The 25147-nt window shown below is 68.4% G+C and carries 24 protein-coding genes and 5 pseudogenes; 14 read left to right on the top strand and 15 right to left on the bottom strand.

Going from position 1 to position 25147, the window contains the following annotated elements; translation table 11 throughout:
* Window positions 1–101: 101 nt before the first annotated feature.
* Complete coding sequence (gene trxA, locus IO33_RS0139345) at window positions 102–428, bottom strand: thioredoxin TrxA (protein WP_031173915.1); 327 nt, start codon at window positions 426–428, stop codon at window positions 102–104.
* A gap of 362 nt (window positions 429–790) precedes the next feature.
* On the opposite strand from trxA, the gene IO33_RS0139340 reads away from it, so the two are divergent.
* Together IO33_RS0139340 and IO33_RS0139335 are read left to right on the top strand one after the other, a co-directional pair.
* Window positions 791–1456, top strand: a complete 666-nt coding sequence (locus IO33_RS0139340; RefSeq protein ID WP_031173914.1) for a M15 family metallopeptidase — start codon at window positions 791–793, stop codon at window positions 1454–1456.
* Between the two features lie 26 nt (window positions 1457–1482).
* Entirely contained in the window at window positions 1483–2259 is a 777-nt protein-coding gene (locus IO33_RS0139335) for a class I SAM-dependent methyltransferase (protein WP_209438998.1), read from the top strand.
* Between the two features lie 72 nt (window positions 2260–2331).
* Here the strand turns inward: IO33_RS0139335 and IO33_RS0139330 are convergent, their stop codons facing one another.
* The 6 genes and pseudogenes from IO33_RS0139330 to IO33_RS0139300 all read right to left on the bottom strand — a co-directional run bounded on the left by IO33_RS0139330 (window position 2332) and on the right by IO33_RS0139300 (window position 6887).
* Window positions 2332–2745: a hypothetical protein gene (locus IO33_RS0139330; protein WP_031173912.1), complete on the bottom strand. Its 414-nt coding sequence runs from the start codon at window positions 2743–2745 to the stop codon at window positions 2332–2334.
* Window positions 2742–4202, bottom strand: coding sequence for an integrase (locus IO33_RS46750; RefSeq protein WP_342448398.1), 1461 nt, complete (start codon window positions 4200–4202; stop codon window positions 2742–2744). Before IO33_RS46750 ends, IO33_RS0139330 begins: the two co-directional genes overlap by 4 nt.
* 204 nt (window positions 4203–4406) lie before the next feature.
* Window positions 4407–4865 (bottom strand): hypothetical protein, encoded by a 459-nt coding sequence (locus IO33_RS53900; protein ID WP_342448397.1) that lies wholly within the window; start codon window positions 4863–4865, stop codon window positions 4407–4409.
* The gene (locus IO33_RS51880; protein WP_209438997.1) at window positions 4862–5185 is read right to left on the bottom strand and encodes a hypothetical protein; all 324 of its coding nucleotides are present in this window, start codon (window positions 5183–5185) and stop codon (window positions 4862–4864) included. Before IO33_RS51880 ends, IO33_RS53900 begins: the two co-directional genes overlap by 4 nt.
* 3 nt (window positions 5186–5188) lie before the next feature.
* A pseudogene (locus IO33_RS54320) lies at window positions 5189–5665 on the bottom strand (DUF6192 family protein); the annotation flags it as partial.
* Between the two features lie 673 nt (window positions 5666–6338).
* Window positions 6339–6887 carry a hypothetical protein gene (locus tag IO33_RS0139300; protein ID WP_051927237.1) on the bottom strand — a complete coding sequence of 183 codons (549 nt, stop codon included), beginning with the start codon at window positions 6885–6887 and terminating at the stop codon, window positions 6339–6341.
* Window positions 6888–8136: 1249 nt separating this feature from the next.
* Here IO33_RS0139300 and IO33_RS0139295 point away from each other — a divergent pair.
* Window positions 8137–8982, top strand: coding sequence for a GNAT family N-acetyltransferase (locus IO33_RS0139295; protein ID WP_031173907.1), 846 nt, complete (start codon window positions 8137–8139; stop codon window positions 8980–8982).
* 76 nt (window positions 8983–9058) lie between these two features.
* Here the strand turns inward: IO33_RS0139295 and IO33_RS54315 are convergent.
* Window positions 9059–9176, bottom strand: a pseudogene (locus IO33_RS54315) (IS21-like element helper ATPase IstB); the annotation flags it as partial.
* Between the two features lie 57 nt (window positions 9177–9233).
* Between IO33_RS54315 and IO33_RS0139290 the strand changes: the two are divergent.
* Together IO33_RS0139290 and IO33_RS48450 are read left to right on the top strand one after the other, a co-directional pair.
* A complete protein-coding gene (locus tag IO33_RS0139290; protein ID WP_031173906.1) occupies window positions 9234–10109 on the top strand; it encodes an IS5 family transposase in 876 nt (291 codons plus the stop codon).
* A gap of 39 nt (window positions 10110–10148) precedes the next feature.
* Entirely contained in the window at window positions 10149–10586 is a 438-nt protein-coding gene (locus IO33_RS48450; RefSeq protein ID WP_078964094.1) for an ankyrin repeat domain-containing protein, read from the top strand.
* Between the two features lie 246 nt (window positions 10587–10832).
* On the opposite strand, the gene IO33_RS0139285 is transcribed toward IO33_RS48450, so the two are convergent.
* Both IO33_RS0139285 and IO33_RS0139280 read right to left on the bottom strand, forming a co-directional pair.
* The gene (locus IO33_RS0139285; RefSeq protein ID WP_031173905.1) at window positions 10833–11228 is read right to left on the bottom strand and encodes an LppU/SCO3897 family protein; all 396 of its coding nucleotides are present in this window, start codon (window positions 11226–11228) and stop codon (window positions 10833–10835) included.
* Between the two features lie 278 nt (window positions 11229–11506).
* Entirely contained in the window at window positions 11507–12244 is a 738-nt protein-coding gene (locus IO33_RS0139280) for a VOC family protein (protein WP_031173904.1), read from the bottom strand.
* A gap of 813 nt (window positions 12245–13057) precedes the next feature.
* Between IO33_RS0139280 and IO33_RS50800 the strand changes: the two genes are divergently transcribed.
* The 6 genes and pseudogenes from IO33_RS50800 to IO33_RS53095 form a co-directional block, all read left to right on the top strand.
* Window positions 13058–13210 carry a hypothetical protein gene (locus tag IO33_RS50800; RefSeq protein WP_157858015.1) on the top strand — a complete coding sequence of 51 codons (153 nt, stop codon included), beginning with the start codon at window positions 13058–13060 and terminating at the stop codon, window positions 13208–13210.
* Window positions 13211–13244: 34 nt separating this feature from the next.
* Window positions 13245–13898, top strand: a complete 654-nt coding sequence (locus IO33_RS0139270; protein WP_342448396.1) for a hypothetical protein — start codon at window positions 13245–13247, stop codon at window positions 13896–13898.
* Between the two features lie 605 nt (window positions 13899–14503).
* Window positions 14504–15703 (top strand): hypothetical protein, encoded by a 1200-nt coding sequence (locus tag IO33_RS0139260; RefSeq protein ID WP_157858013.1) that lies wholly within the window; start codon window positions 14504–14506, stop codon window positions 15701–15703.
* A 481-nt stretch (window positions 15704–16184) separates the two neighbouring features.
* Window positions 16185–16613: an NAD(+)--rifampin ADP-ribosyltransferase gene (arr, locus tag IO33_RS0139255; protein WP_031173901.1), complete on the top strand. Its 429-nt coding sequence runs from the start codon at window positions 16185–16187 to the stop codon at window positions 16611–16613.
* A gap of 273 nt (window positions 16614–16886) precedes the next feature.
* Entirely contained in the window at window positions 16887–17798 is a 912-nt protein-coding gene (locus tag IO33_RS0139250) for an ADP-ribosylglycohydrolase family protein (protein ID WP_031173900.1), read from the top strand.
* Between the two features lie 135 nt (window positions 17799–17933).
* A pseudogene (locus IO33_RS53095) lies at window positions 17934–18136 on the top strand (NADP oxidoreductase); the annotation flags it as partial.
* A 71-nt stretch (window positions 18137–18207) separates the two neighbouring features.
* On the opposite strand, the gene IO33_RS0139245 reads toward IO33_RS53095, so the two are convergent.
* The 4 genes from IO33_RS0139245 to IO33_RS50795 all read right to left on the bottom strand — a co-directional run bounded on the left by IO33_RS0139245 (window position 18208) and on the right by IO33_RS50795 (window position 20943).
* Window positions 18208–18759 carry an SMI1/KNR4 family protein gene (locus tag IO33_RS0139245; RefSeq protein ID WP_031173899.1) on the bottom strand — a complete coding sequence of 184 codons (552 nt, stop codon included), beginning with the start codon at window positions 18757–18759 and terminating at the stop codon, window positions 18208–18210.
* A 49-nt stretch (window positions 18760–18808) separates the two neighbouring features.
* Window positions 18809–19720, bottom strand: a complete 912-nt coding sequence (locus tag IO33_RS0139240; protein ID WP_031173898.1) for a GlxA family transcriptional regulator — start codon at window positions 19718–19720, stop codon at window positions 18809–18811.
* A gap of 10 nt (window positions 19721–19730) precedes the next feature.
* Window positions 19731–20330 (bottom strand): isochorismatase family protein, encoded by a 600-nt coding sequence (locus IO33_RS0139235; RefSeq protein ID WP_031173897.1) that lies wholly within the window; start codon window positions 20328–20330, stop codon window positions 19731–19733.
* A 382-nt stretch (window positions 20331–20712) separates the two neighbouring features.
* Window positions 20713–20943, bottom strand: a complete 231-nt coding sequence (locus IO33_RS50795) for a hypothetical protein (protein ID WP_051927236.1) — start codon at window positions 20941–20943, stop codon at window positions 20713–20715.
* 155 nt (window positions 20944–21098) lie between these two features.
* Here IO33_RS50795 and IO33_RS53090 point away from each other — a divergent pair, with 155 nt between their 5' ends.
* From IO33_RS53090 to IO33_RS54310, 3 genes and pseudogenes are all read left to right on the top strand, one after another.
* Window positions 21099–21227: a multicopper oxidase domain-containing protein gene (locus IO33_RS53090; protein WP_245236017.1), complete on the top strand. Its 129-nt coding sequence runs from the start codon at window positions 21099–21101 to the stop codon at window positions 21225–21227.
* 1462 nt (window positions 21228–22689) lie between these two features.
* Window positions 22690–24339, top strand: a complete 1650-nt coding sequence (locus IO33_RS0139225) for an immunity 49 family protein (RefSeq protein WP_245236016.1) — start codon at window positions 22690–22692, stop codon at window positions 24337–24339.
* A 368-nt stretch (window positions 24340–24707) separates the two neighbouring features.
* A pseudogene (locus IO33_RS54310) lies at window positions 24708–24885 on the top strand (IS110 family transposase); the annotation flags it as partial.
* Here IO33_RS54310 and IO33_RS48435 read toward each other — a convergent pair.
* A pseudogene (locus IO33_RS48435) lies at window positions 24865–25062 on the bottom strand (hypothetical protein); the annotation flags it as partial. The pseudogenes IO33_RS54310 and IO33_RS48435 sit on opposite strands and share 21 nt — an antisense overlap.
* Between the last annotated feature and the right edge of the window lie 85 nt (window positions 25063–25147).

Here is a 25147-nt window from a genome sequence, read left to right as displayed (position 1 = left end):
GCTTCGGGACAGGGGTCCCCCTTACGTCTTGCTGACCCCTCTATAAGTGATCAAGTTCGAGGGGCCATTCAACCGGGGCCCGTGGCTCCGGCTGCCTCCTGTCAGAGGTGGCTGTCGAGGAAAGCGGTCAGCTGCGACTTGCTTAGTGCTCCGACCTTCTGCGCCACCGCAGCACCGTTCTTGAAGAGGACCAGCGTGGGGATGCCTCGGACACCGAACTTCGCCGGCGTGGCCTGGTTATCGTCAACGTTGATCTTGGCGATTTGGAGCTTGTCACCGTAGTCCCTGGCGACCTCGTCAAGGATCGGGGCGATCATCTTGCACGGCCCGCACCACTCGGCCCAGAAGTCCACCAGCACAGGCTTATCCGACTTGGCCACGTCCTGTTCAAACGAAGCGTCGCTAATATGTTTGATTTGTTCGGACATGAGACTCCTTAAAACGCAACAACAGTGACCTCATGCTGCCCTCATCGGCTGGCCGTCACTCTCCAACCGGGGGAACCGTCACACGCCCCCGAGATCCTCGTAGACGTCGCCCAGTCGCAGGCCGAGCGGCTATCGGCGGAGCTAGCGCCGACCTTTAGATTGCGCCGCACCGGTCGCCGGTGCCGTAACGCCATTGCGCAACGGGCAGCTCCTGCCCCCGCCACAGTTGCCCTCCCCTGCGGTCGCCACGCCGGCAGCGTGGGCGGGGAGGACTGGGGCCTGGCTAGTGCTGTGACCAGGAACGTTCGCCGGGTGGTTGGGCAACGTTGTGGTCGTTGACCGCCCTCGGGGATCATCGCGGGATGAGCGAGATCATCTTGATGTCGGATCCGCGGGTAGCAGCCGTACCCGTACAAGAGTGCGGTGAGCCGCTGGTCGATGTCCGGAGAGGGCCGCTCCTTGTGGACTTGCGGAAGCAGGACGACTCGGACGCCTTCTTCTACCTGCGGGAAGGCGTGCTGGAGCGTCTGCTCCAGGCGCAGGCGCACTTGCCGGCCGGCCTGGGGTTCCTGGTGGTCGAGGGCTATCGCCCCCCACGGCTGCAGCGGCGCTACTTTGAGAAATACGCGGCCAGACTGCGAACTGAGCAGCCTGGATGGACCGACGAGCAGATCCGGTCAGCGGCGAGCCGTTTCGTGTCGCCACCGGAGATCGCGCCGCACAGCGCGGGAGCAGCGGTGGATCTGACGCTCGTGGATGCGGACGGCCGTGAGCTGGACCTGGGCACGCCGATGAACGCGACCCCGGAGGAGAGCGCCGGCGCCTGCTACACCGACGCTGCCGGGATCAGCGCGCAGGCGCGCGCCCACCGGGAGATCCTGGGGCGCGTGCTGACGGCCGCGGGCCTGGTGAACTACCTGACGGAATGGTGTTCCCAGTCAAGTGGTTGTGTTCTGAGCCTGGGGAGGGGGCTGCCGCATGCCCCCGCGAAGGACTTCACAGGCTGCTTGGCCGTGCGAAATGACTGAGCACTGACGACGTAGATCGTGTCAGGATGCTCGGCATGTCTGATCGCGCGCTGAGTTTCGGAGCAAGGGCGGAAGCATACGAACGCTTCCGACCGGGGTACTCCATGGAGCTCTTCGACAGAGTGATGGCGTATGCGGGGCGGCCGGTGCGAACTGCCCTCGAGATTGGCGCTGGGACAGGCAAGGCAACCCGCCTGTTCGCCCAGCAGGGGCTCAGCGTCCTCGCGACTGAGCCTGACGGGGCCATGCTCAACGAGCTGCGCAGACACGTTCCGGCAACTGTCAGGACCGCGCAGGCCGCGTTCGAGGACTTGCAGCCTGGCGAGAAGTACGGGCTGGTCTATGCGGCAGCGGCGCTGCATTGGACGAACCCGGAGGGCAGGTGGCCTCGGATGGCCGCACTGCTGGAACCCGGTGGCGTGTTCGCTTCCTTCGGCGGGCCGATCCGACTGGCTGACCAGGCCGTGGAAGAAGCTGTTCGGGCGGCACGGGCACCGTTCTTGGAGAGCGACGAGGTTCCGTCCCCAGACGGGACGCCTCCGGACAATGACATGCAGTGGCCGGGTACGGAGCTCCAACGATCTGAGTGGTTCACCGATGTTCAGCAATCGCTGATCGAGCGACGCTTGATGATGAGCGCTCGCGATTACGTTGGCCATCTCTCGACCATTTCAGCCTACCTCGTACTGCCGGCCTTGGAGCAAGAGCAGGTATTTCGCCAGATCATGCGAGTCCTGCCTGAGACGGTCGAGCTCGTCGCCGACGTCACCGTCCATCTCGCGCGTCGGCGCTACGGGCGGTAGTACCTCGAAGGGCAGATGCCCGCCGCTGTGGTCGGCCAACCAGCCATGCCGCAGGAAGCGTTCGGCCCCCGGTCACTCTCCCGTCGGATGGAGGGGGACGACGTTGTCCAGTACCTCGTTCGGGCACTTCTCCGCCTTCTTACCTTGATGGGTGAGGACGGCGTTCGCGAGCGCAAGCTGAGTGACCCGGTGTCGGAGCGCTGTGATTTCGGCTTTCTGAGCTGCAACAGTCTCCTTCAGGTCTGAGACGGTTTTCCGGAGCCGCCTTTCTGATTCGGAGAGTTGCTTTGTCTCCATGCGAACGCGCTCGTAGAACTCGTTCTTCAGGTCGGCGTGGCGCTTCTGGAGGGCCATGCGGTGAACACCGGCCTCGGCCGCGAGAGCAACGACGGTCAGTGCGCCGTCGGAGGCTGTTGGTCGGTCGGCGAGGAGCCGGTCCATGGCGGCACGGATGCGTGTCCGCTCGTCGGTGTATCGCTCGGTCACGACAGGTCCTCGGCAGGTTGGGCGGTGGCGTGGTGAGTGTCGGCGGTGGCGCGGTATTGCTCGGCGGCGATGCGGAGGCGCCTGGCCAGCGGCTGAGGGGAGAGGGCCGCGAGTTTGTTGATGCGGTCGGTCTCTTCCAGCAGTTCGGTCGCGTGGCTGTCAAGGCGGACGGCGTTCCCACAGCCGGGGCGGCAGTCGAACTGGTTCGGGGCGGTTGCATCGGGGCCTGGTTCGCAGAGCGCGTTGTCGCGCTTGAAGACGCAGATCAGCGAAGCGTCCGGGTTGTCGAAGAGGACCAGGCCGTCGCGGGCCAGGTAGTCGGCGGCCTGTTTGGCGAATTTCTGGGTGACGGTACGGCCCTCGAATCGTGGCACATGGACCGCGGCAGTGATGGCTCGTCGGGCGGCAGGACCGGAAATCTTCTCGCCGGCGGCAAGGCGGTCCCGCAGTCGTGCGGCGGTGTCAGCCGCGGCCAGGGCGGTCTCGACATCAAGGACACTGTGGATGCCGCGGCAGCTTCGGCTGCCGTACCCGCTCGACGTACGGGCGTCGAGGACGGTGCGCATGTGGCCGTATTGGATCGCGAGCGCGACGAGTCCGCCAGGTCTGCGGGCGACGTGCCATGCAAGGGTCCGACGGAACCGTCCGAGCCCGATGGCGCCGTGAGGATCTTCGGGAACACCCCGGTCCGGCAGTTCTTGGAATTCGGCTTCCCGGTTGATCCAGGCGACGAAGCTCTCGATCCGCTGGTTCATACCGGCGTTCTTCAAGGCGCCGTTGAACTGGCGGCCACGGACAAAGTCGTGATGGGCGGAACTGAAGAGCAGTTCGCCCTCGGGAACCATGCGTTCAAGGACTCGGATCGCACGGACGACCGGGGTGATGGCGACCCAAGGGACATCCCGTTCCTCACCGGCCGAGACGTGCTGGCCGTCGTCGTCGGTGACGTTCTTGTAGTGGCGGCTGCGGATGAGATGTCGGCCCCCGTCCTCGGGGTCGGGGCAGCAGCCGGACCGCAGACCTTGTACTTCCTGCGGCCGCATGCCGGTCAGGTAGAGGCAGACGATCATCGCGGCGGTGGACAGGTGCCGCATCAAGCTCGGGGCTTCGTTGAAGTCGAGGTGCTCGCGCCAGGGCCTGCCGTTGATCTGTCCGGTCACGGTTACCGGGAGCGGGCAGGGCCCTGGCTGCGGCGTGCTGAGCTCATGGCGTTTTCGAAAGCCACTGACCTGGTTGGCGCTGCAGCCGACGGTGGCCGCGATGAATGTTGCGGCCAGGACAGTCTTGCCGCGCCACTCGGTGGTCGGCATATCCGTGCCCGCGGCGAGCCGGGGCAGAAGGTAGTCATCGAGCGCGGCCAGTCCCGTGGGAGAGCTCGGGTTGGTGATGGCCAGCTGCTGCATGCGCCGCCATTCCACCCAGGCGGCCAGGATGTCGTCCGCGAGGTCGTCGACCATGCGGATCGACCACATCAGTAGCGGGCTCACCACGCTCGGATCCAGCGGCTCGGTTGTGTTCTCGCCGGTGTCCTGCGGGGTAGCGGATGGGAGGTAGTTGTCGACGCCCTCCCTTTCCCAAGGCGGTTGCGTGACGCCGATGGGCTGAGTGCAGAGCTGGTCGAATGCCCACAGATCAGTGAGGCGACTCAGAGTTTCCTCAGCCTAGTGCCGGATCGGATTGGCACGGAAACGGTCCGTGACGTAAGCAATCCAGTGGTCGTAGGTGCAGCCACGCAGATCTTTGACGCCAGCGGTGGCCAGCCAGCGGCCGAGTCGCATCCACTCATAGCAGGTCTCCCGCATTTCATTGGCGGAGCCTCTGGAACGGGCCCGAATCCCTCGGCTCTGGAGGTAGGTGGGTCGCAGCTGGCCGTTCAACAGAATCCAGGTCACCTGCTTGATCTGCTCCGTCATCGGCGCGGGGCAGTTCCTCCAGTGGATCTTGATCAGGCTGGCGCCGGGACGGTCGATGAATGGCCCGAGCGGCCAGACCGGCTCGTGGTAACGACCGTTGGGGTTGGCGTTTCCGGAGCTGATCCACCGAGGACGGACGACTGGGCTGTCCGGGCTGGGGATCGGCAGCAGATAAGGGTCGCTCTCCGAGGCAAGAGGGAGGCTCATGAGGCAAGTTGTCCCTTCAGCAGGAGATCGACCAGGGTGCGGTCGGTGTCGCTGGCCCGTACCCGGGCGGCAGCCCAGGACGGGCGGCCGACCTTGTCCGCCAGGTCGTCGAGCCGCTGCCAGTGCGCGTACCAGCGCTGGTGCCATCTGTGTTCAGGCATCGCCGACCGCAGGCCCTGGATGTGTGCGTGAAGGAGGGCAAGGCGGGGGTGGTGACCTGGGTGGACGTGTGCGTTGGGGCAGGCGAGGCAGAGCAGGAAGTCGACGGTGTCGGCGTGTCGCTGGGCGGCCGGTGATCTGCGCTCGGAAGCGCGAGGCATCGCCTACTCGCCTTGCAGCAGTTTGGCCAGCTCGCCGTCGACGTCGACCTTGCCGGTGTCCACCGCGGTCTCGATCCAGTCCAGCGTCGCCCTCACCCGGGCGACGTTCTCGTGGACGATGGTGCGCTCGTCGTCGCCGAGCCGGCGGTCGCGCAGGCCCGGGACGACCCGGCCGGCTGCCGCGACGAACGCATGGCAGGCGGTGACCAGGTTCAGGAACTCCACCGATCGGTCGATGTTGCGGATGGCCGGGGCGACGGGGCTGGTCTCCTCGAAGTGCTCGCGGGCCTGTCGGCCCCGTTCGACCTGGGCGTGGTTGACCTGGTGGCGGGCGGTGTCGTCGCCCATCGCCCGGAAGGCGACATCCGGCCTGCGGAGCAGGCTGGTGGCGGCCGTGGTCGCCACCAACTCGTCCCGGGTGAATTCCTCCACGACCCGGACTTTCTCCTGCTCGGGCACTTTGGCCGCGAACGTCGGCCGCGCGTTCTTGCGGTAGTCCGGGGCCTGTTGGTCCGCGCGCAACTGGAGGTACTCCTCCACCAGGAGCCGGCCCCGCTCGGTCAGAGGCAGATCGGCCCGAGGTCGGCGCCGGAGCCGGGCGAGCACCGGTGACCAGTCGCGCCGCATGGTGAACAGCGCTTCCTGGCTGCGGGCCGTCCATCCTGCGGGTGTCTTGTCTGCGCCGGCGGCAGGCGGGGCATCGACCGGCACGGGCAGGACCGGACCACCCACGCCAGCGGGGAGAGTGATCTCCAGCTGGGTGGCCCGGGATGTCGCGGGCCTCGCTTCGTCCAGGAGGCGGTACGGATGACAGGTGCGGCAGCGGTCGGTCCGCAACGACGAGTCCTCGCGGCGGCACCGTACGCACCGGCCACGCGGATGTCGCTCGCGCCAATGCTTGCACGGAGTGCAGCGGAACCCGGCCCGGCGGCCCACGGGCATCCAGCCGTAGCAGTTCCGGCACTGCTGCGGCGCGCGGGACGGAATCGGCACCGAATCAGTCATGTACGGGGGCACCGTCGGTGTGGACGGCGATGACGCTGACCAGGGACAGCAGTGCCGGGTAGCAGCGCAGTCATCGTCACCGCCCGTTCGAGTAGAGCCAGGATGTGACAACGGTGGATGACACGCACAACGGCCGCCCACGAGGCCGCTAACCCGGGTCCTCGGCCGTGAACTCGGCGATCAGCTCGGCTGGATTGGCATCTGAAGTCAGCCGGAACATCACGTCGGGGTCGAACATGTCGTACAGAATCACCGGTATCTGTCTTCCCAGTACCTCCACGGTCCTGCCGCTGTCGTGGAGGTGGCGAGCGGCTGTGACGCACACCTGGTAGAACCACTCGACCAGCTGGTCGTGGCGATCACCCGGCTCATCGTCGTCTTCGTACCAGAGTCCCCGGGATTCCGCCTCCTGCCGGTGCAAGTGAGCACCATGCGGATCACGCCCGACGCTCCTTACCCCTTCAAGCCCCGTCTCAGGGAAGAACGCGTAGCTCCAACGGGCCTCCCAGGCGTCCGACGCCTTCTCCGCCGATGCCGCGGCGTCGGCCTCGGTTGTGTAGCCGATCGCTACGTACGGAAACCGCGGATCCTGATCGATGCTGTCGACACGGAAAGTCACCGCGTAGATCCCGCTGTCCGCCGGAAACTCTCCGACGACCTCGCCCGCGACCTGTTGCACATAGTCCTGAAACGTCACATGACCTCCTCGTCGGCCAGGCTGAAGATCATAGGTGCCGTCCCGTTCACCCTCACGACGCGCCCGGCACCACCACCGACGCGACCCGTCTGCTTTGGTGGGCCATGGTGCGACACCGCTTCCCCCACCACACCCCGGACGGGGCCCCGTTCGAGCCCATGGCTTTGCTGCCCATTCGATTCCTGGGGCGGCCAGGGCCTGGAGTATGTCGGTGGTGAGCTTCCCGAGCCCGGGGGCAGGGCCTTGGCGGAAGCTGCGGCAGCCGCGTTCCCGCTGACCACCGAGCAGCGAGCCGAGAACGAGGCGTCCACGTACGCCACTTGGGCTAATGCAGTAATCGACTCCCTGGCAGACGCACTCAGGCATCTGCGCACCAGGGGAGTGCGGCTCGGCGAGCTGGATCCGGAGAAGATCTTGCTGGGAGCGGAAGGCAGGATCGTGCTGACCGACTTCGAGACCGCCACGACCTCGATGACGACCGCGCACCGTCTGTGGGACGGCCCCACTGCACGGCCCCGGCCGGACTGCGGGGCACCGAGACCACCGCCTACCTGCTGTATCAACTGCGGCTGTGGCTCTTCCTACCCTTGCCGGCACTCCAGCCGGCTGGGTTTCGTACCGTGGGCCCCGCGATCGACGAGGTCTACCTTCTACCGCCCGCCCGCCGCACTGCACGGGCTCCCGCAGGATGACCACGGTTCCGCACTGCCGTTTCCGCTGCTCCCAGCAGGGGCCCAGCACCGCCCCATGCCCTGTTGTAGGCCGATCTCGCCCCGACGACCTCGGCCAAACATCCGCAGTAGCAGAGGCGCCGCCAGGCGCTGTGACAGAGGTGCGGCATCAGCGGCGTTTCCGACGACGGCCATGGCGTAGCACCGGCCGATCGCGAGCGCATCTTCGAGCGGTTCGTCCGCCTGGACGAGGCCCGCGCCGCGACGAGGGCGGGCAGCCTGGTCGCTGGTCGGTGACGCAGCGCCTTCGGACCCGGCTCCCGGAGGTAGCCCGGGTTTCCGTCCCCCGGTCCCCGACCGGGGGGCCTTCCGCCCCCGATGCCTCCAGCCCCGCCGCGACGCCACCCAGTGGCGCCCCCGGTCCCGGCGCGACCGGAGCGGCGACCACCAGGCAGAGTGGAGGGGGCTCGCGCGCCGACACATCGATGAGACTTAGCAACTTCCGGCGGCCTCCCGAGCCGTTCCGGACGGTCATTTTCGGATGCGACATGCCCATACGCCATGGTGAGATGCGCGGCATGAGCGACTCGCTGCGTGCCCGTATAGAGCAGTACTACGCCGCCGTGCCACTGCTGTTCGCCGATGCCGAAGACTTCGGCCCGCTGCGGCTGTTCGTGCGAAAGGAACCTGGAACCCCTTACTACGGCGGCCCGAGCCACGCTCAACCCATCGCAGAGGGCTCCGGGACCATCACGGCAGCTGACATCGCCCGGGTGCGTGCCCGGCAGCGCGAACTCGGCGTGCCGGAAGCATTCGAGTGGCTCGCCGAGGCAGCTCCAGCGCTCCGTGCCCGTGTCGAGGCCGCCGGCCTGCCGGTGGAAGAGCGCCCGCTGATGGTCCTCGACCCGCATCATCCGGTTTTCCCGCAGCCCCTGCCGGACGGCGTCACGCTCCGCGTGCTTTCGGCCGACGACCCGGCCCTGCCCAAGGCACTCGCTCTCCCTCGCCTGGCTTTCGCCGAGCCGAGCACCGCCGGTGGCCTGGCGGGCCCTGTGGAACTGTCGGCGGCTGCTGAGGAGCTGGCCGTGGACGACACGGTCGAGGTGGTCCGGCCCACGATCCGCGCCGGGCACAAAGTACTCATTGCTGCCCTTGCCCCAGACGGCACCCCCCTCGCTGTCGGCCACTACCACCCGGCAGGCGGCACCACTGAGATCGGCGGCGTCGGCACCCTCCCCACCGCCCGCCGCCAGGGCCTGGCCGCGGCCGTCACGGCGGCCCTGGCCATTCATGCGCGCAACCACCGGGTGCGGACCGTCTTCCTCGCCTATGCGGAGGACACCGTCGCCCGCATCTATGCACGTTTGGGGTTTCGGTCTGCGGACGTCACCCTTCTGATCGCCAACCAACCCGCACGGTCGTAAGGCCGCAGGTCAGAAGAAGAGACAGCCCCCGAGGGGCGGCCGCCATGTCAGGTCGCGGCGGCCTGTTCGGCCTTGGCCTGGGACTGGGACTGGCGAGGCGGTAGGAGTCGGTGCCGGTCTCGATTGATCGTGCCGTTTAAGGTCAGCTGGTCGACGAGGATGGCCGTGCATAGCCGGGGATCGGTGAAGGTCCGGTCGGTTTTCTAGGTCTTTATCGAAAGTGGATCTTGGGCTGTGAATGATCACGGTTCATGGGGCGGGGAGATCTCACGGACGAGCAGTGGGCGGTGCTGGAGCCGCTGTTGCCGAAGGGGGTGAAGGCGGGTCGGCCGCACGCCTGGCCTCGGCGGCAGTTGATCGACGGCATACGGTTCCGGGTCCGGACCGGAGTTCCGTGGCGGGACATCCCCGTCGAGTACGGACCATGGAACCGGATCTACCACCTGTTCCGCCGCTGGCAGCGGAACGGAACCTGGCAGCGGATCCTCACCCGGCTCCAGTCCCTGGCCGACGCGAAGGGCGCAATTGTCTGGGACCTGAGCGTCGACTCCACGGTCTGCCGCGCCCACCAGCACGCGGCCGGGGCCCGCAAGCAGGGCTACCTGCAGAAGGAACCACCGGGCGGCATCTTCAGCGAGCCCCATGATCACGGGCTGGGACGGTCACGCGGCGGGTTCACCACCAAGCTGCACCTGGCCGTCGAGCAAGGTCAGAAACCCATGTCGATCGTGGTGACGGCAGGACAGCGCGAGGACTCGCCGCAGTTCGAACCCGTGCTGGAGAAGGTCCGCGTGCCCCGCCTCGGACCGGGCCGGCCACGCGTCCGCCCCGACTGCGTGCGGGCCGACAAGGCGTACGCCTCCCGCAGAAACCGCGCCTACCTGCGCCGACGCGGGATCCGCTGCACCATCCCGGACAAGGCCGATCAAGCGCGCAACCGCCAGAAGCTCGGCCCCCGCGGCGGCCGGACGCCGCGCTTCGACCTGGTCGACTACCGCGAACGCCATGCGGCCGAGTGCGGGATCAACCGACTCAAGAGACATCGCGCCGTCGCCACCCGGTACGACAAGCTCGCCGTCCGCTACGAAGCCACTGTGCTGGTCGCGGCGATCAACGAATGGATATGAGTAGCTCCGGCGTACTCATGATCGCTAGCTTTACCGGCTATGAAGCAGCGCAAGCAGAAGAAGCTCTCCCATGACCTCTTCGAAGCAGTGCTGGCAGGCGACGCCATGCGCACGAAGGCTCTGTTGCGCAGTGGAGCAAGTCCGGAGAGACGGAACAGTGACGGCACTACTCCGCTGTACCTGGCTGCAGTGCAGGGTGAGGCCGAGATAGCTCGTTTGCTCATGGAAGCCGGCGCCTCTCCCGACACCGAAAGCAGCGGCCTCGGCTCGGAGGGCACTCCGCTGTGCGCAGCCGCCTGCTGGGGGCACACAGAAACGATCCGGCAGTTGTTGGCACATGGTGCCGATCCCAACCTTCGCGAAGACCACGGCACAGGCAAATCCCCGCTGTACTGGGCGAACAATGGACCTCACCCCGACACTGCCGAGATCCTCCGGGCAGCAGGGGCGCAACCAACAGCTCACCCAGCTTCGTAGCCAGTGCTACCTCAGCGCTCACTTTCGTAACAGGCCCTAGGCCCGCACTCGACGTGCCAGGGTCCCGTCAGGGCCCGGTCCTAGCTCCGTGCGGGAAGCCCCCCCGGCAGGGGCTTCCTCGTGCCCGGCCGGCGGCTGGCCCCGTGTGTCTGGGAGCGTCGGTGTCGTGCGGCGTCTGTGGGGTGTGCAGTCGCCGCTGATGTGTGACCGGACCGGCGGTTGTTGGCGGGGACGGGTGGTGCCGGGCTATTTCTTGCCCCTCTCGTCGTTTTCCTTGAAGCAGACGACGAACGATCCTCCTGGGCCAAGCTGGGTGAGTGAACCGGTCGTGCCGGGGACGTCGGAGCACGAGAACGTGTCGACGACTCCGTTTTTGTCCATCTTGAGGACTTTGTAATCGGCGTGTGGGTCGGTGCAGTCGAGCTTCTTGGTCTTCGCTTCCTTGTCCGTGCCGATGTTCTGGAAGCAATCGCCGGCCTTGAGCGTCGCAGACTGGTCCTTCGTGTCGTGCGGGCCCAAGACCACGAACGCCACCAGGCCCGCGATGACAAGGACCACACCGAGGAAGATCAGGCGGTTGCGTCGTATTTGCGCGGGGGTGTACGAGGCGTTCGGGCCGCCCTGGGGCGGTATGTGGGACACGGGCAGATCCTCAGGCAGTGGGGACGTGCGAAGGCGACCATGAATCTAGCCCACCTGCCTGGACTGCAGTCCGGCACCCGCCCCCACCAGCACCAGCTCGAGTTCGCCGCCGTCCCTGAAGGCCGCGCTCACGTATACGCGGCGAGGTAGGCGAAGGCGGCTTTGGCCCACTCCCCGGTGAGCTGGTCGTAGTCGTGGTCGGTGGAGTAGTCGGTGCGGCGTCGGTGAGGAAGGACTGCGCGCCGCTGACCGGAAACCGGCCAGAGCGTCGTTCAAGGTCAGCGAGGGGTGAGGAGGCAGAACTCGTTGCCTTCCGGGTCGGCCAGAACGGTCCAGGAGATTGCGGACTGGTCGATACTGGGGTCGGTGGCACCCAGGGCACGCAGGCGGCCTTCCTCTGTTGCCAGGTCGTCACCGGGGTAGGGGCTGACGTCGAGGTGGACGCGGTTCCATACGCTCTTGGTGTCGGGGGTGCGGAGGAACTCCAGGTAGGGGCCGACGCCTTTGGCGGAGCGCAGTGTCGCGTGGTCGTCGGAGACCTCGTGCAGCGTCCAGTCCATCGCCTCGTGCCAGAACCGTGCCATCCCTCGTGGGTCGGTGCAGTCGACCACCACCGCGGCGATCGGCCCGGTGCTCTGGTAGATCGGGCGGGGTTCCAGGACGCAGAACTCGTTTCCCTCCGGGTCGGCCATGACCGTCCAGGGGACGTCGCCCTGACCCACGTCGGCGAGTGTCGCGCCGAGATCCTTCAGACGCGCGACCAACTCCGCCTGATGCGCGGTCGAGGTGGTGGCCAGATCAAGGTGCACCCGGTTCTTCACCGTTTTGGGCCCCGGGCGGGCGACGATGTCGATGCAGACGGCCACGGGGTCGGGGTAGGTGAAGCCCACGGGTTCGAGGTTGGTCACGCCGGGTCCCTCGCTGTCGACACCCCAACCGAGTGCCTCCGCCCAGAACCGGCCGAGCGCGGCGTCGTCCTGGGCCTTCATATTGATCTGCACAAGTCGTGTTGCCATGCCGCAGATCCTAGAAGCTGCCGCCGGTCCGGGCCGCCGCGATCAGACATGTCCTCGACTCGGTACTGAACGCGGTCGACCTCGTCGAGACCTTGCGAGTGCTTGTGAACGAAGCCGAGGTCCGACCACACCGCGCTTGACCGGTCAGTCGCATGGATCCCGGACTCCAACGTTTCGCCGACGCCACTGGGCGATCGGATGCTGCTCACGCACCGCGCCCCTGACTGCCTGGCTCGGCGGCCCGGACACTCCACGGGCAGGCAGTTCCGGACGACAGCGTCCTGGTGGTGGAGGCGGTGTCGAGGGGCCGCCCAGGCCGGTGCCCGAACTGCCGCAAGGGTCGGCCCGCCACGTACACAGCACGTATCAACACACCCTGGATCAGAGACCGTTGGACTCACGCCGCGTCATCGTCCGGTCACGGGTGCGCCGGTACTTCTGCGACCGCGGAGGCTGTCTCCGCTCGCCCGGCTGTGTGGCCGGTTGCGGTGACCGTGGGCCGGACGCGGCTATTCGGGCTGCTGACGGTGCCGTGGGCGCCGGACCGTGCCCCGCGGGTGCTGGGGGTGAACGAGTGCGCCGTCTGCAAGGGCTGCACCTACGGCACTATGCTGGTCGACCTCGGGGCCGGCTCCGTGGGCATGCTGCCTGACCGCAACCTCAAGACGTTCGCGGCCTGGTTCACCAAGCACGCAAGAGCCCCTGCAGATCGCTCAACCGCTCCCGGGCGACCCGGCCTGTCTCCACCTTTGGGCGCGCTGGACGCCGTATGCGCCCGGGGCCAGGGGGCCAGGCCCCCACAGGGACCGCGACGTGTACGCGAGTGACTGGCTCAAGGGCGCGATCATGCTGGAGACCCTGCACAGCCTGGCGCCTGATGGGCCGTCCGCCGCCGGCCACGGCATCCTCGCGAATCGGATGTGCGCACCGCCCGCTCCGCCGCGCGGCGGAGCGCTGTCGGCCTGAGGTGTGATGTGTCGGTACGGCTGCGGTCGGCATCGTGGTGATCGGCCGGGAAACCCCGCCCGCAACACCGTTTCCAGTGGAGGAAGTCATGCCTCGCGTTCGCCTGAGTCGCCCTCTCGCCATCGCTGCCGCCGCCCTCGCAGTGGGTGCGGCGATCACGCTGACCCTGGGGGGTACGGGCGCGGCCACCGCGGCCGAGACCGATCCGCAAACCGGTGCTCATACCGTCCTGCACGCCGTCGACGAGCCCATGCTCAAGGGATCCGCCAAGCTCAAGCGCGGTTCGGGCGACAATGCCTCCTTCTCCGTTGACGCCCACGGATTCGCCAGCAAGGCGCGCGGCACCTTCTACGTCAGCCACCACGTCGGCCCGGAGTGGGGTGGCTACTTCAAGGGCCGTATCGACTGCCTGTTGACCGGCGGCCCGGTCGCCGTCGTCACCGGCGTCGTGTCCGAGTCGCACTTCAAGGACGCACCGGGCATGCCGCACGTCGGTGACCTCAAGGGCAAGCGGTTCGGCTTCACCGTGCTGGACGACGGCAAGAAGGACCGGCTGGGCTACAGCTGGGCCATAGACGGCTTGCCGCAGAAGAGCGTCGGCAAATGTGAGAGCAGCGCCCCGTTCGAGACGCTGGAAAGGGGCGACTACTCGGTTCACCACTGGATGCCGCCGCGCGGCAAGCACTGAGCCGCTGATCCGGCGCGCGTACGGCGTCGCCTGCTGCGCGCTGTGAACAAGCTGCTCGTCCTGCGCTCGCCCGGGAAGCGACCGCCCCGTCGCCTGCCCCAGCCCCATGACCCGCTGGTGCAGGACTCGCCCAGCAGATACGGCTACTACAGGCCAGCCGGGTGGGCTACCGCACACGTGACACCCTGTACGAGGCGAACACCCCGGACGACACGGCCTTCGGCGGGCGATCGCTGCCCCGGTCCGTGGCCTGATCTCCGGGGCCAGCGCCGCGCGCACGGCTCGGGAATGCGACACGGCTTCTTGAAGCTTCCCCGACCACGACCTGGCCCCTGGGCAAGTCCCGTCGCCCCAGGTCAGTGACACTTCTCGCTCCTCTGATCACGACCTGGACAGCCCAGCCCTCCGTGAAGGAACGAGGTCAACGGACACGTGTCCTGGCGGCGGTCACGAACGTCCTCCCTGCGGCCGACCGCCCACTGTTTGGCCGATCGCAACTGATGTACAAGTGAAGGCTGTGCGCCATCCGGTCGGCCCGTGCCTGGGGAAAGCACAGCGGTCTGCCGAACCATGGTCGTTTCGATCGATCGTTTCAGGGGGGCATCATGCGCATACGTTTACGTGCCTGGATCCTGTTGGGCGCGGGACTGCTCGCCGTGGGCGCCGGTCCGGCGTACGGGGCTGACGCGGCGTCGGCCGCGTCGGGGGCGTCGGGGGCGGGGTCCGTGCAGTACACCGTGCGGGACCTCGGGACCCTGGGCGGCACCCGCAGCGAGGCGACCGCCATCGACGGCAACACGATCGTCGGGAGCTCACGGACGAGCGGCGACACCGCCGAACACGCCTTCGCATACGACCTGCGCAGACACACCATGACCGATCTCGGCACGCTGGGGGACTCCAGCAAGGCGACCGGAGTGGAAGGGGATTACGTCGTCGGGGAGTCAGACCTCTCCACCGACGGCCCGACTCATGGATTCGCCTACAACCTCCGGACCCACCGGCTCGTCGACATCGGCACCCTCGGCGGCAGCAGCACCAACATCACCGGCCTCAGCGGTGACACCGTGGTGGGGACGTCGGCGCTGACCGGCGACGCGGTCACCCACGCGTTCGCGTACAGCCTGCGCACCAGGACCATGACCGATCTCGGCAGCCTTGCCGGCCCCTCGGGCGACAGCACCGCGGCGGCCGTCAGCGGTGCGATCGTCGTGGGCAGCTCCTCCCTGCCGAGCACGCCTGCCACGACAAAGCACGGGTTCGCGTACGACCTGCGTACCCGGACGATGACCGATCTCGGCACCCTCGGCGGAAGCTCCAGCACAGCCAACGACATCAGCGGTTCAACCGTGGTCGGTCAGTCTCGAACGGCCGGCAACGGCCTCACCGGATACGCCTACGACCTCCGCACCGGCATCCGCACGAACCTGGGGACCCACTTCCTGGCCGCGCAGCTGATCAGCGGGAGCACTGTGGTCGGCGGCGACGGCTTGCTCTCCAGCTCGTACGACCTCGTCACGCACACCAGTGCCGTGATCGGCTCCGGGCGCGGTGTCACCGAGGTCAAGCAGATCGCCGGCAACGTCATGGTCGGTGACAACTTCGCCCCCAACTCCTTCGCCTTTGTGGCCCGCGTCGACGGCGACTTCACCTACCTGGCCTCCCTCGGAGGCCTCAACTCCTCCGCGACGCAGGTCAACCGCCACGGCGTCATCGCAGGCAGCGCAGCGCTTCCGCCCGCTGACCCGGTCACTGCCAACGGCCCATTCCACGCCGCTGTCTGGGTGCCGCACACGGTGGCGTAGAGGAGTGAAGTCGCGCGGGTGATGGGGGTGGGCGGCCTGTCGTACCGCGCTGATGATGGCCGACCGGTCAGTGGGCGACGAGCTGCGTACGTTGGGCACTTCGATGGGTGGGCCGGTGGTGACGAATCGCTGGTGCGGGTTGTGCCGGGCAGCCGTGGTCAAGTGCGTCCTGTTGATCATTGATCAGGCGGGCCCGGAAATTCCTTGAGATGTTGTTGGCGACAACCTTCGGAGCCTTGACTGACTTGCCTGCGGAATGCGGCCCGCTGCCTGGCTGCTTTGCAGCCGGTCGTGTCTGTGGCCAGCAATGGCCCCTGCGGCCTCGCCAGCGCGGGCAGCAGCACCTTCTCCTCCGACGGCACCGACGACAAGGCCGTCTCCGACGGCACCGAGACGTTCATCCATCCGACATCGAGCACATGTCGCGCCGGTAGCTGCCGTGGTTCTCTGGTATCCCAAGCCCAGGCCGAAGGAGTTGCCCATGGCCAGCGCCCCTGTCCCCTTCCAGGTGTTCAAGGCGGGAACGTACCTGCACGGTACGAAGGCAGACCTTGTTCCGGGGGATCTGTTGAGCTCCGGCCACGCCTCCAACTTCGAGGAAGGGCGCACGTCCCGCCACGTCTACGTTTCCGAGACCCTGGACACCGCCGCCTGGGGCGCCGAGCTCGCAGCCGGCGACGGACCAGGTCGGATCTACGTAGTGGAGCCGACCGGTGACCTGGAAGACGATCCCAACGTCACCGACAGGAAGTTCCCGGGCAACCCCACCCGCTCCTACCGCACACGCGAGCCGGTGCGCATCGTCTCGGAGCTCAAGGACTGGGTCGGGCACTCGCCCGAGCAGATCACGGCCATGCTGAACGGGCTGGCCGACCTCCGCCGCCGCGGCGTCGCCACGATCCTGGACTGACCGGGGCCGCCACCGCGACCGCGGATCGAGTCCGATATACAAAGGCAAATTGCACCACGGGGGACCCCCTCCGCCGGGCCGAGCGCCGGCGGATTCCGTCGGAGTGGTCCCGGCCCGCTGGTCCGGCGATACCGTTGGGACACGTCAGTTCCGCACCCTACGGGGCCTTCGATCTTCGTGACCGCGCTGCGCACCGTCGTAGTCGTCGTCTGCATCGAGGTCCAGCTCCAAAATCGGAGCGCAGGAGCGCCGTCGCACTGCGATACTGCCCCGATGATCACCGTGCCCCCTGCTGTGCTGGATTCGTTGTACGGGCTCGCGTTCGGCGACGCCTTCGGAGACCGTTGGTTCGGGATCCTGCGCCGGGACGGTTCGGCGGCTCTGGAGGCGCGGACGCTGCCCACGGAACCGCTGTGGCGGTGGAGTGACGACACCGCCCAAGCGCTCGTTCTCGTCCGGGAACTCGCCGAGAGCGGCGGCACCATCGACCAGGACCGCCTCGCCATACGCTTCGCGGCGGCGTACGCCGACGACACGCACCGCGGATACGGAGCCTCGATGCATGACGTGCTCCGCCGGATCGGCGCAGGCGAGCCCTGGCAGGAGGTGGTCGCCGGACAGTTCGACGGCCAAGGCTCCTGGGGCAACGGCGCAGCCATGCGCGCCGCCCCGCTCGGCGCCTGGCACGCCGCCGACCTCGATGCGGTCGCTGAGCAGGCCGCCCGCCAGGCTGCTGTCTCGCACCACCACCCGGAGGCGATCGCCGCGGCGGTGGCGGTCGCCCTCGCCGCGGCGCTGGCAACCCGCAGCCGGGGTGGGCACACCCCGGCCAGGCCGGACTTCCTCCACGCGGTCGCCGAACGACTCCCCGTCAGCGACGTCCGGTCGGGAGTGCGGGTCGCGGCCCGGATGCCGGAGCGCACCTCGGTCCGGCACGCCGCGGAGGTCCTTGGCTCCGGCTACCGGATGTCAGGGCCCGACACCGTCCCGTACGCACTGTGGTGCGCGGCGGGGCACCTCGACGACCTGCACGAGGGCCTGTGGTTCACGGTCGCCGGGCGCGGCGATATCGACACCACCTGCGCTATGGCGGGCGGGGTGATTGCCGCGCGCACGGGCGTCGCAGCCCTCCCTCCTGCTTGGCACGCAGCCTGTGAACCGCTGCCGCCGGTCGTGACGGAGTAGGCGTCGTGTGCGCCCTTGGGTGCGGGGGCTGATGACAGATGGCGCCGATGCCGGTCCAGCACCTCCGCGTGTTCTGCGGGGTGGACATGGTGGAGGGTGAGCTTTGCCAACCCTTGCGTACCCACGGCTCGGCGTGGGGCGAACGTGGCACGGGAACTGGGAGCGGCCCCGGACGGCAAGGTGCTGATCGACTGTTGCAACCCGTTCGGTCCGGGCTTCCAGCTGATGACACAGAGCGGCTTCTCGGCCGCACAGCAACTGGCGCGGCGGCACCCGGAGTTCATGTGGTCAAGGCATTCAATCTCTGCCACGAGCACGTGTGGCGCATGTCGCCGCCCGGGAGACTCGCGGCCAGCTGAGCCAGGCCGCACCGAGGGTCGGCGGGTGGTCCGGACGTCACGGCTCGCGTTCACGGGGTCTCCAGCCAATCGGTGTACCACGTGCGAAAGCTGGGGCTCACCGGCACGAAGCCGCCCCAGTCCGGGTCGATCTGCCAGACCTCGCCGGCCCGCGGACCTTGCAGGACCAGCCGGATGAACATGCCGCAGCCCTGTTCGGCCAGCATGAGCGTGCCCCGGGTCAGCGCATCGGCCGGTGCGCCGATCCGGCCGGGCAGGGGTTCGGTGAGGGGGAACGGCTCGGCGAGTCGGCCCGGTAGTCGGTCTTCCTCCCACTCGCCGTCCACGGCCCACCCCTCGCCGGCCTCCGGGCGGGGGACGGTCAACGGCATCAGCCCCTGGCACGGACCGGCGGGGCCATCGCCCACTTCGGCGACGAAGGACCGGTACTCCACCGGCAGAGCGATGCCGTGGGATTCCTCGAATGCCCGGATCTCCGCCTCCGGGAGCCGTGGCGCCAGCTCGTACCGATGCGTGTCCGCCCCGAACCGGTGCCACTCCGGGTCCCGTGCCGCCATCTCACGTATCCGTGCGCGTACGCCGTCCTCGTCCCAGCTCTCCATCCAGCGACCGTAACAATCACCTCCGAGAGCTCCCGGGCGCTGCTGGGAGTCAGTGCTCACGTGCTCGCAGGCGGCGCAGCATACGGGTGTCCGCGAAGCCGACCGCGCGGGCGGCGGCATCGACCGTGGCGCCGTGGCTGATGAGGTGCTCGGCGCGTTCGAGCCGGAGGGTCTGCTGATAGCGCAGCGGGGTGAGGCCGCCGGTGGCGCGGGTGAAGAGGCGGGTGAGGGTGCGTTCGCTCACCCCCGCGGCCGCGGCCAGGTCGGACAAGGGCAACGGCTGGTCGAAGCGGGCGTCGAGCAGGTCCTGGGCACGGTGCACGGTGTCGTCGAGGTGGGATCGGTACCGGAGCATCGCGCTGGCCTGCGGTTCATGGCCGTTGCGCCGCGCGTAGACGACCATGTCCCGGGCCACCTGGGCGGCGACGGCGGGGCCGTGCCGGGTGGCGATCAGGTGCAGGGCCAGGTCGATGCCACTGGCGATGCCGGCCGAGGTGACCACCCGGTCGTCGGCGGTGTACAGGACATCGCGGATGACCGTCGCCCTGGGGTAGCGGCGGGCGAGCTCGTCCTGCACATCGTGGTGGGTGGTGCAGCGGCGGCCGTCGAGCAGGCCGGCCCGGCCGAGGGCCTCGGCACCGGCGCAGACGCTCGCAACGGTCCCGCCCCTGGCGTGGTGGTCCCGGAGGGACTGCAGGCAGGCCGCGCCGATGGCAGGACTGCCGGCCAGGGTCGGCGCTCGCCAGCCGGGCACCACGATCAGGTCCTCGGGGCCGAGCTCGGGCCAGTCGAGCCGGGCCACCAGCGGCAGGCCCTGAGCGGTGGAGACCAGCGGCTGCTCCGCGATGTAGCTGAGTGTGTAAGGGTGCCCGAAATCGGCGGCCGTGGAAAAGACCTGCGCGGGACCTGCCAGGTCCAGCAGATGGACTCCGGGCACCAGGAGGAAGGCGATGTGGTTCACGATCCGGTCATCATGCCCGAGGCCCGGCCGCGGCCTCCAGTTCCCCGACAGTGGTGATGGTGGCAAAGCGTCCGGCAAGGGCGTACTCGGTGCGCCTGATGATCTCTTCGGCGCTCAGGGTGCGGGGATCCGACAGCAGTTCGGCGACGCTCTGGTCGGCGGGAGCGTCACGGTGCGGGATGGGGTGGGTCGCGGTGGCGTCGATGACGAAGGTGACCAGGTAGCCGAAGTCGCTGGCGACGCGGGTGGTGGTCTCGACGCACTGCTCGGTTCGGATGCCGCAGACCGTGAGCTCGCGGATGCCGCGCTCCGTGAGCAGTTGCTGCAGGTTGGTGGTGGTGAAGGCGTTGTGCGAAGTCTTGTGGATCAGCGGTTCCCCGTCCTGGCGCTGCAACTCCTCCATCAGCCGGACATGCCCGAGGGCGGGGTCGAAGACATCGCCGCTGCCGGGCTCGGAATGCAGCACCCACACCACCAGGTCCCCGGCCTGGCGGGCGAGCCGCACCAGTCGGTCCACCTGGTCGGCGATCTTCGGGTCGGAGATGGTCTCCCACAGCGGACGGGCGCGGAAGGATTCCTGGACGTCGATGACGATCAGTGCTCGGGTCATGCCCCAAGCCTGACCGGCGGGGCCGGAGTGGCGACAGGCCTCATCGGGTCCGGGTACGGACCGATCCGGTCACAGCCGGGGCCGGGACCACTCGCCGCGCACTCGCCACCGCGCCCTCTCCGCCGTCACCGTCAGCGGCATCTCACCTTCGTCGGCAGCGAGCTGCCCGGCCGGTGAGGCGGGGTGCCTCTGACAGGCGCCTGGTCTCGCCCGGCGTGACATCGCCGTCAAGGGAAGGGATCCGCCTGCTGATGCGGTCCCGGCGTCGAATGCCAAGCCCGAAGGCCAGCCCACGAACGCCGGGGTGGCGCCGCTGTCGCACTCCGTCGGCTGACCGGGAGCGGGCACGGTTTCGGGGCGCGGTGGGAGTGGGGTCGGCTGCTCACGCCTTCCCACGCAACTGGCCGTGTCCGAGCAGATCACCGACCACCGCGACCGCAGTGGCGTCCTGCCCGCTTTGTTCTTCGAGGCTGCCCCCCTCTGACCTGGCCTTCTCCTCCTCGGCGGCAGCCTTCTCCAGCGCAGTGACGACGTCCTTGCCCAGGTGTGTCCTGGCGGCATTATGGTGTGCCCGCACGGTGGTGGAGTCGATACCGACCAGGGACAGGTTCACCTCACCCCGCTTCGCGTCTTCCAGAAGTGGCAGGACAACTGGACGATCAACGGCCAGGACTACAACCCCGGTCGCTCCCTGGCCATGCCGAAGCTCGGCCAGGTGGAGATCTGGCGGTTCGTCACCGACTTCCGGGCTGGAAGGACACCGTCGACGTGCTGCCCGCACAGGGTGTCGAGGTCGCGGTCCGCTTCACCGACTACGCGGGCCGGTTCCTGCTGCACTGCCACAATCTCGAACACGAGGACATGGCGATGATGGCGGAATTCACCACCGCGCAGTGACATTGCGTCACCTGGGCGGAAGCATGCGGGACATGACTCGCCGCGCGTCGCTCCAGGAGAAGCGCGATCAGATCGCCAACCGCAGGAAGCGAGGCACGTTCAGCCGGCGGCGCCACTGGGCACCGGGGACGCTGGATGATCCGGCCGGAGCCTGAAAGCTCCGGCCGGGCTGACGGCCGTCGTCAGTGTGTCCTGCGGGCAGGGTCGGCGGCGTGCCGCAGTCCCCGCCCTTTCCGTCACCATCGACGTCATCGGTCGGGTCGCTGTTGCCAGGCCTGCCGGTGTCCGATGCCTTGGACGCCGTAGCCGACGGCGCACTCGACGGCGAGGCGCTGCTGCCGGAACCTGCGGTCGCGCCTGCGGCGTCGGAGTCGTCCGGATCGCAGGCGGCGACGCCGCTCAGAGCGGCGAGAAGCGCAACCGTGCTGAGAGCACGGCGAGTTGACATCATTCTCCATTCCCCCGAATGAGAGAGCTCGGTAACGTGATCATGGTTGATCGACGGAGCTTTCTACACCACGCAGTTGTTGAAAGGCCAATCGGCGAAACCGAGGCGAAGCCCGCGAGGAACGCTTGCGAAGACTTCGCCCGCCGCGACCAGCGCACCAGCACCGCCCGCTCGTCCTCGGACGACACCGGCTAGGCCATCGGCCGCCCCATCTTCGCCATTGAGCCAGCCTGCTGCTTCCATGAATTCCCAGCGCAGGGCCCTGGTCGAGGCCCAGCCCGGTGTCCGGGTGGCAGTGCGGGCACCCTGACACCTGCTGGCGGAGCGTCACCACCGGCTGCTCGCTGGAGCCACCCTACGAGGGCAGTCGGATCGGCCGCAGGCTGCCAGTCGACCTCCGTCGGCTCGACCTGCTCCTCGTTCAGGTGCAAAACCCGCAGATTGGTCCCCAGCCACATGCAGTTGGGATGGTGCGGCGCGCCTGGCGCCGGGTGACGGCAGGGCTGTGACGGAGCAGGCCAGGCCAACATCGGCTCGACCGGCGGCAAGAGGTGCACACCTCCACTTCTACGCCCGTCACGCCCCGCTCACCCGCCCGCGGCGCCGCGCAGGAACCAGCAGCGCCGCACTCGTGCAAGGAAGTGTTCGAGGCTCCCTGCCTCGGCCCGGGCCGGCGGCGGGCGCTCGGGGCGCCGTCACTCACGGCTCGCCAGCCCCAGCCCGGCGCGGCATGGCAGTCCCACCGCCTTCCACGGCACTCGGGCAGACCGCACCCCTGCGCCGCCGCTCACGCACCCGCCACCACTCTCTCGAAACGGGGCTGGTTCGTGCTGCGTGCACAGCAGCCGCTGGCTTGTCAGACCCTTCGCCTAGGCTGTGGCGGAGATTCGATCAAGGAGCAGGGCAGTGCGGATAGAGCGTCACCCGGTAGGCGGGCCCGTCGTGTCGGCGGCCCGTGAGGACTTCACGAACCGCATCGGGCGCCAGGTGCGGTCCATGTCGAGGGGCGGCCGGATGGCCACCTACGAATGGCAGTCGATCGCAGACGAGTTCCTCGACTACCTGGGTGCTCTTTCCGTCGAGACACCCGACCTGGACACCCCGGAGGCCAAGGCCGCCCTCAAGGACGCCTGCGAAGCCGCGGTCGGCGCCGTCGCCTACGCGGCGTACCACCCGCACTGCAGCTTCCAGGTCTTCCTGGAGTACGTGAACTTCGGCATGAGCTACGACCCGGGTGAGGATGCTCCCGAGGAGAGCGTCACGCCTGGGGAGTGGATCGACGCGCTCTGCCTGACGGTCCTCAGGGACAAGGCCAAGTGGCACGGCGAGGCTTTCCATTTCGCTCGGGAGAAGTTCGCCGAGCAGGCGCAGGGGACGCCCGTCGGCGAGCTCGCCACGGGACTGATGGCCGTGGTCCTGGACGACACCGGCGACGACGAGGAGTACCCGCCGAGCGCGCAGGCCAAGCTCGCCGCCGTCGACGCGGCCCTGGACCGCATCCGTACCCGCGCCCAGGAGACCGGCGAGCCGCTCCTGGACCGGCCGTACAGCGCGGCGCTGCTCACGCTGCGCGCCCTGACCGCCGAGGACCGGGAAGCCTTCGATGCCGCACTGGCCGACCTCCTGGCCAGGCACACCACCCTGCACGGCCCCGCGGCCTCCCCGAGCAGCCTTCTCCCGCTTGTCCCCATCGCCCTCGCCGCGCTCGCGTACCGAACCCTGGGCTGGGCGCCTGCCGTCCACACCGACTACCTCCCGCACGCGCTGGTCACCGGCTTCGAGACCCGAGGCCCCCGGGTCGGCGGGTTCGGCCGCAACCGGCGCCCGGACGCGGTCGCCGCGCTCGCCACGGGCCCGCTGGTGGTCGAGCGGCCGGTCTGCGAGCGGACGGTGAACCCGCGGATCGAGGCCATGTACGAGGAACACATCCAGGAGGCGTTCACGCCCGACGGCGAAGGTCCCCTGGCTGTCGGGCTGCTGGGCAGCGTCTTGGGCGATCAGGCGCGCCTGTTCAAGTGGCGTGCGGGGAGCCCTGGCGGCGTCACAGACGCGCAGCTCGCGAACCTTCGCCTCGCGTCCCAGACGGGGGCGGCCCTCTTCCGTATCGCCCTCGCGGAACCGGGCACCGAAGCCGAGGTGATTGTCGACGGCCGCACACTGCGTTATCAGGCCGAGCGGGACGAGGAAGCCGGCGCCGGGAACTGGCAGACGGCCACCGCCTTCGCCCTCATCACCGGCGCACGCGAGGACCTCGCCCCGCTGGTCCTCACCGGCCCGACCTTCGCCCGCCCGGACCGCTCCGCCTTCAGCGCGTACCGCGAAGCCCTCCACGCCTACCTCAAGGGCAATGACCCCGAACGGGCCGCGGAGCGGGCGCTGCAACAAGCCGAGAAAGCCAGGGACTGGGGCTTCGCCATGCCGCCGGCCGTGCTGCTGTCACAACTCGTGGAGGGCGACGAGGAGAGCTTCAACCTGGCCCTGGCCGACGCGCTCGAAGCCCACCGCGACTACTACCAGGTCGCCGACCGCGCCGACGATCCAGATGCTTCCGTGAACCTGGACATCCTCGCCCTGGCCTGCCACGCACGCCGCCGCGGCTGGTCCATCCGTGTCGAATCCCCCTACCTTCCGCAAAGTCTTCTGCAGGCCGCTGAACCCTTCTAGGAGCTGGTCCGCACCACATCGGCCCCGCTGTCCGTTTCACCGAGGAGTCGAGGGCGGACCGGTGCCTATGCCTGCCCATCTCTCTCCGCACGATCTCGGCGAGGTCCCCGCGTTACCGTCTTCGTCGGCTTCGCAGCGCAGCCTTCGACCTTCGGGTCCGGCTGAGTTTCCCCTCCTGCTGTTGATGATCCGGGGGTGGATCACCGAGCCTGGGGGCATCGACGGACCGCTGACGAGGGGGCCGGTTTCAACCCGGTCGCAAGAGCCCTTCGTAACCTGGATGTGGCAGCTCGGTGCCGGGCAAGGCCGGACCAGAGAGCGTGATGGAGGGGCCTGCACGTGAGCGACAGCGGCGACATCGACGCCTGCAGACGATCGCCGAGCTGGAGATGCTCATCGGGTTCGACGGCGACCTGGCCGGCGAAGCCACCGGGGTCGCGAACCGGCTGCACGGCCTGTTGACACCCGCCCCTCGCTGGAACGTGTGCCCGGCCACGGCTGCAGCATCAGGCTGTCCTGGCCCTGCAGCACCGGCTTGCCCAACCGCCGCCCGATCTCCCGAAGGAAGCCACAGAGCACATCAAGTCGTTCCTGGCCCTGCAACTCCCGCAGGTCGACGCCGAAATCGACTTCGTCGTCGGCATGGAACCTGAAGATCGGAAACACATCGGCCGTCGGCCAGACCCGCAGGCCCGGGCACTCGGTATCCGCCGCACCGGACACCCAGGTCGAAGAAGAAGCCACTCGCGGGCCTGTGAGTCGGTGAAGGAGGGGAGTGACGTGTCCGGACCCGTCAGGAGGGACCGGT

This window comes from Streptomyces durhamensis (assembly GCF_000725475.1).
Lineage (GTDB): Bacteria > Actinomycetota > Actinomycetes > Streptomycetales > Streptomycetaceae > Streptomyces > Streptomyces filipinensis.
This window is presented reverse-complemented; position numbering and strand designations above follow the sequence as displayed.

Bases quoted from the DNA above. Each gene is read 5' to 3' on its own strand.
- trxA (WP_031173915.1), bottom strand. From the start codon at position 428: ATGTCCGAACAAATCAAACATATTAGCGACGCTTCGTTTGAACAGGAC.
- arr (WP_031173901.1), top strand. From the start codon at position 16,185: ATGGCCAGCGCCCCTGTCCCCTTCCAGGTGTTCAAGGCGGGAACGTAC.
- IO33_RS0139225 (WP_245236016.1), top strand. From the start codon at position 22,690: ATGGCCACCTACGAATGGCAGTCGATCGCAGACGAGTTCCTCGACTAC.
- IO33_RS51880 (WP_209438997.1), bottom strand. From the start codon at position 5,185: ATGCCTCGCGCTTCCGAGCGCAGATCACCGGCCGCCCAGCGACACGCC.
- IO33_RS53900 (WP_342448397.1), bottom strand. From the start codon at position 4,865: ATGAGCCTCCCTCTTGCCTCGGAGAGCGACCCTTATCTGCTGCCGATC.
- IO33_RS0139250 (WP_031173900.1), top strand. From the start codon at position 16,887: ATGATCACCGTGCCCCCTGCTGTGCTGGATTCGTTGTACGGGCTCGCG.
- IO33_RS0139235 (WP_031173897.1), bottom strand. From the start codon at position 20,330: ATGACCCGAGCACTGATCGTCATCGACGTCCAGGAATCCTTCCGCGCC.
- IO33_RS48450 (WP_078964094.1), top strand. From the start codon at position 10,149: ATGAAGCAGCGCAAGCAGAAGAAGCTCTCCCATGACCTCTTCGAAGCA.
- IO33_RS0139340 (WP_031173914.1), top strand. From the start codon at position 791: ATGAGCGAGATCATCTTGATGTCGGATCCGCGGGTAGCAGCCGTACCC.
- IO33_RS0139295 (WP_031173907.1), top strand. From the start codon at position 8,137: ATGAGCGACTCGCTGCGTGCCCGTATAGAGCAGTACTACGCCGCCGTG.
- IO33_RS0139245 (WP_031173899.1), bottom strand. From the start codon at position 18,759: ATGGAGAGCTGGGACGAGGACGGCGTACGCGCACGGATACGTGAGATG.
- IO33_RS0139290 (WP_031173906.1), top strand. From the start codon at position 9,234: ATGGGGCGGGGAGATCTCACGGACGAGCAGTGGGCGGTGCTGGAGCCG.
- IO33_RS46750 (WP_342448398.1), bottom strand. From the start codon at position 4,202: ATGGTCGACGACCTCGCGGACGACATCCTGGCCGCCTGGGTGGAATGG.
- IO33_RS0139335 (WP_209438998.1), top strand. From the start codon at position 1,483: ATGCTCGGCATGTCTGATCGCGCGCTGAGTTTCGGAGCAAGGGCGGAA.
- IO33_RS0139260 (WP_157858013.1), top strand. From the start codon at position 14,504: ATGCGCATACGTTTACGTGCCTGGATCCTGTTGGGCGCGGGACTGCTC.
- IO33_RS0139280 (WP_031173904.1), bottom strand. From the start codon at position 12,244: ATGGCAACACGACTTGTGCAGATCAATATGAAGGCCCAGGACGACGCC.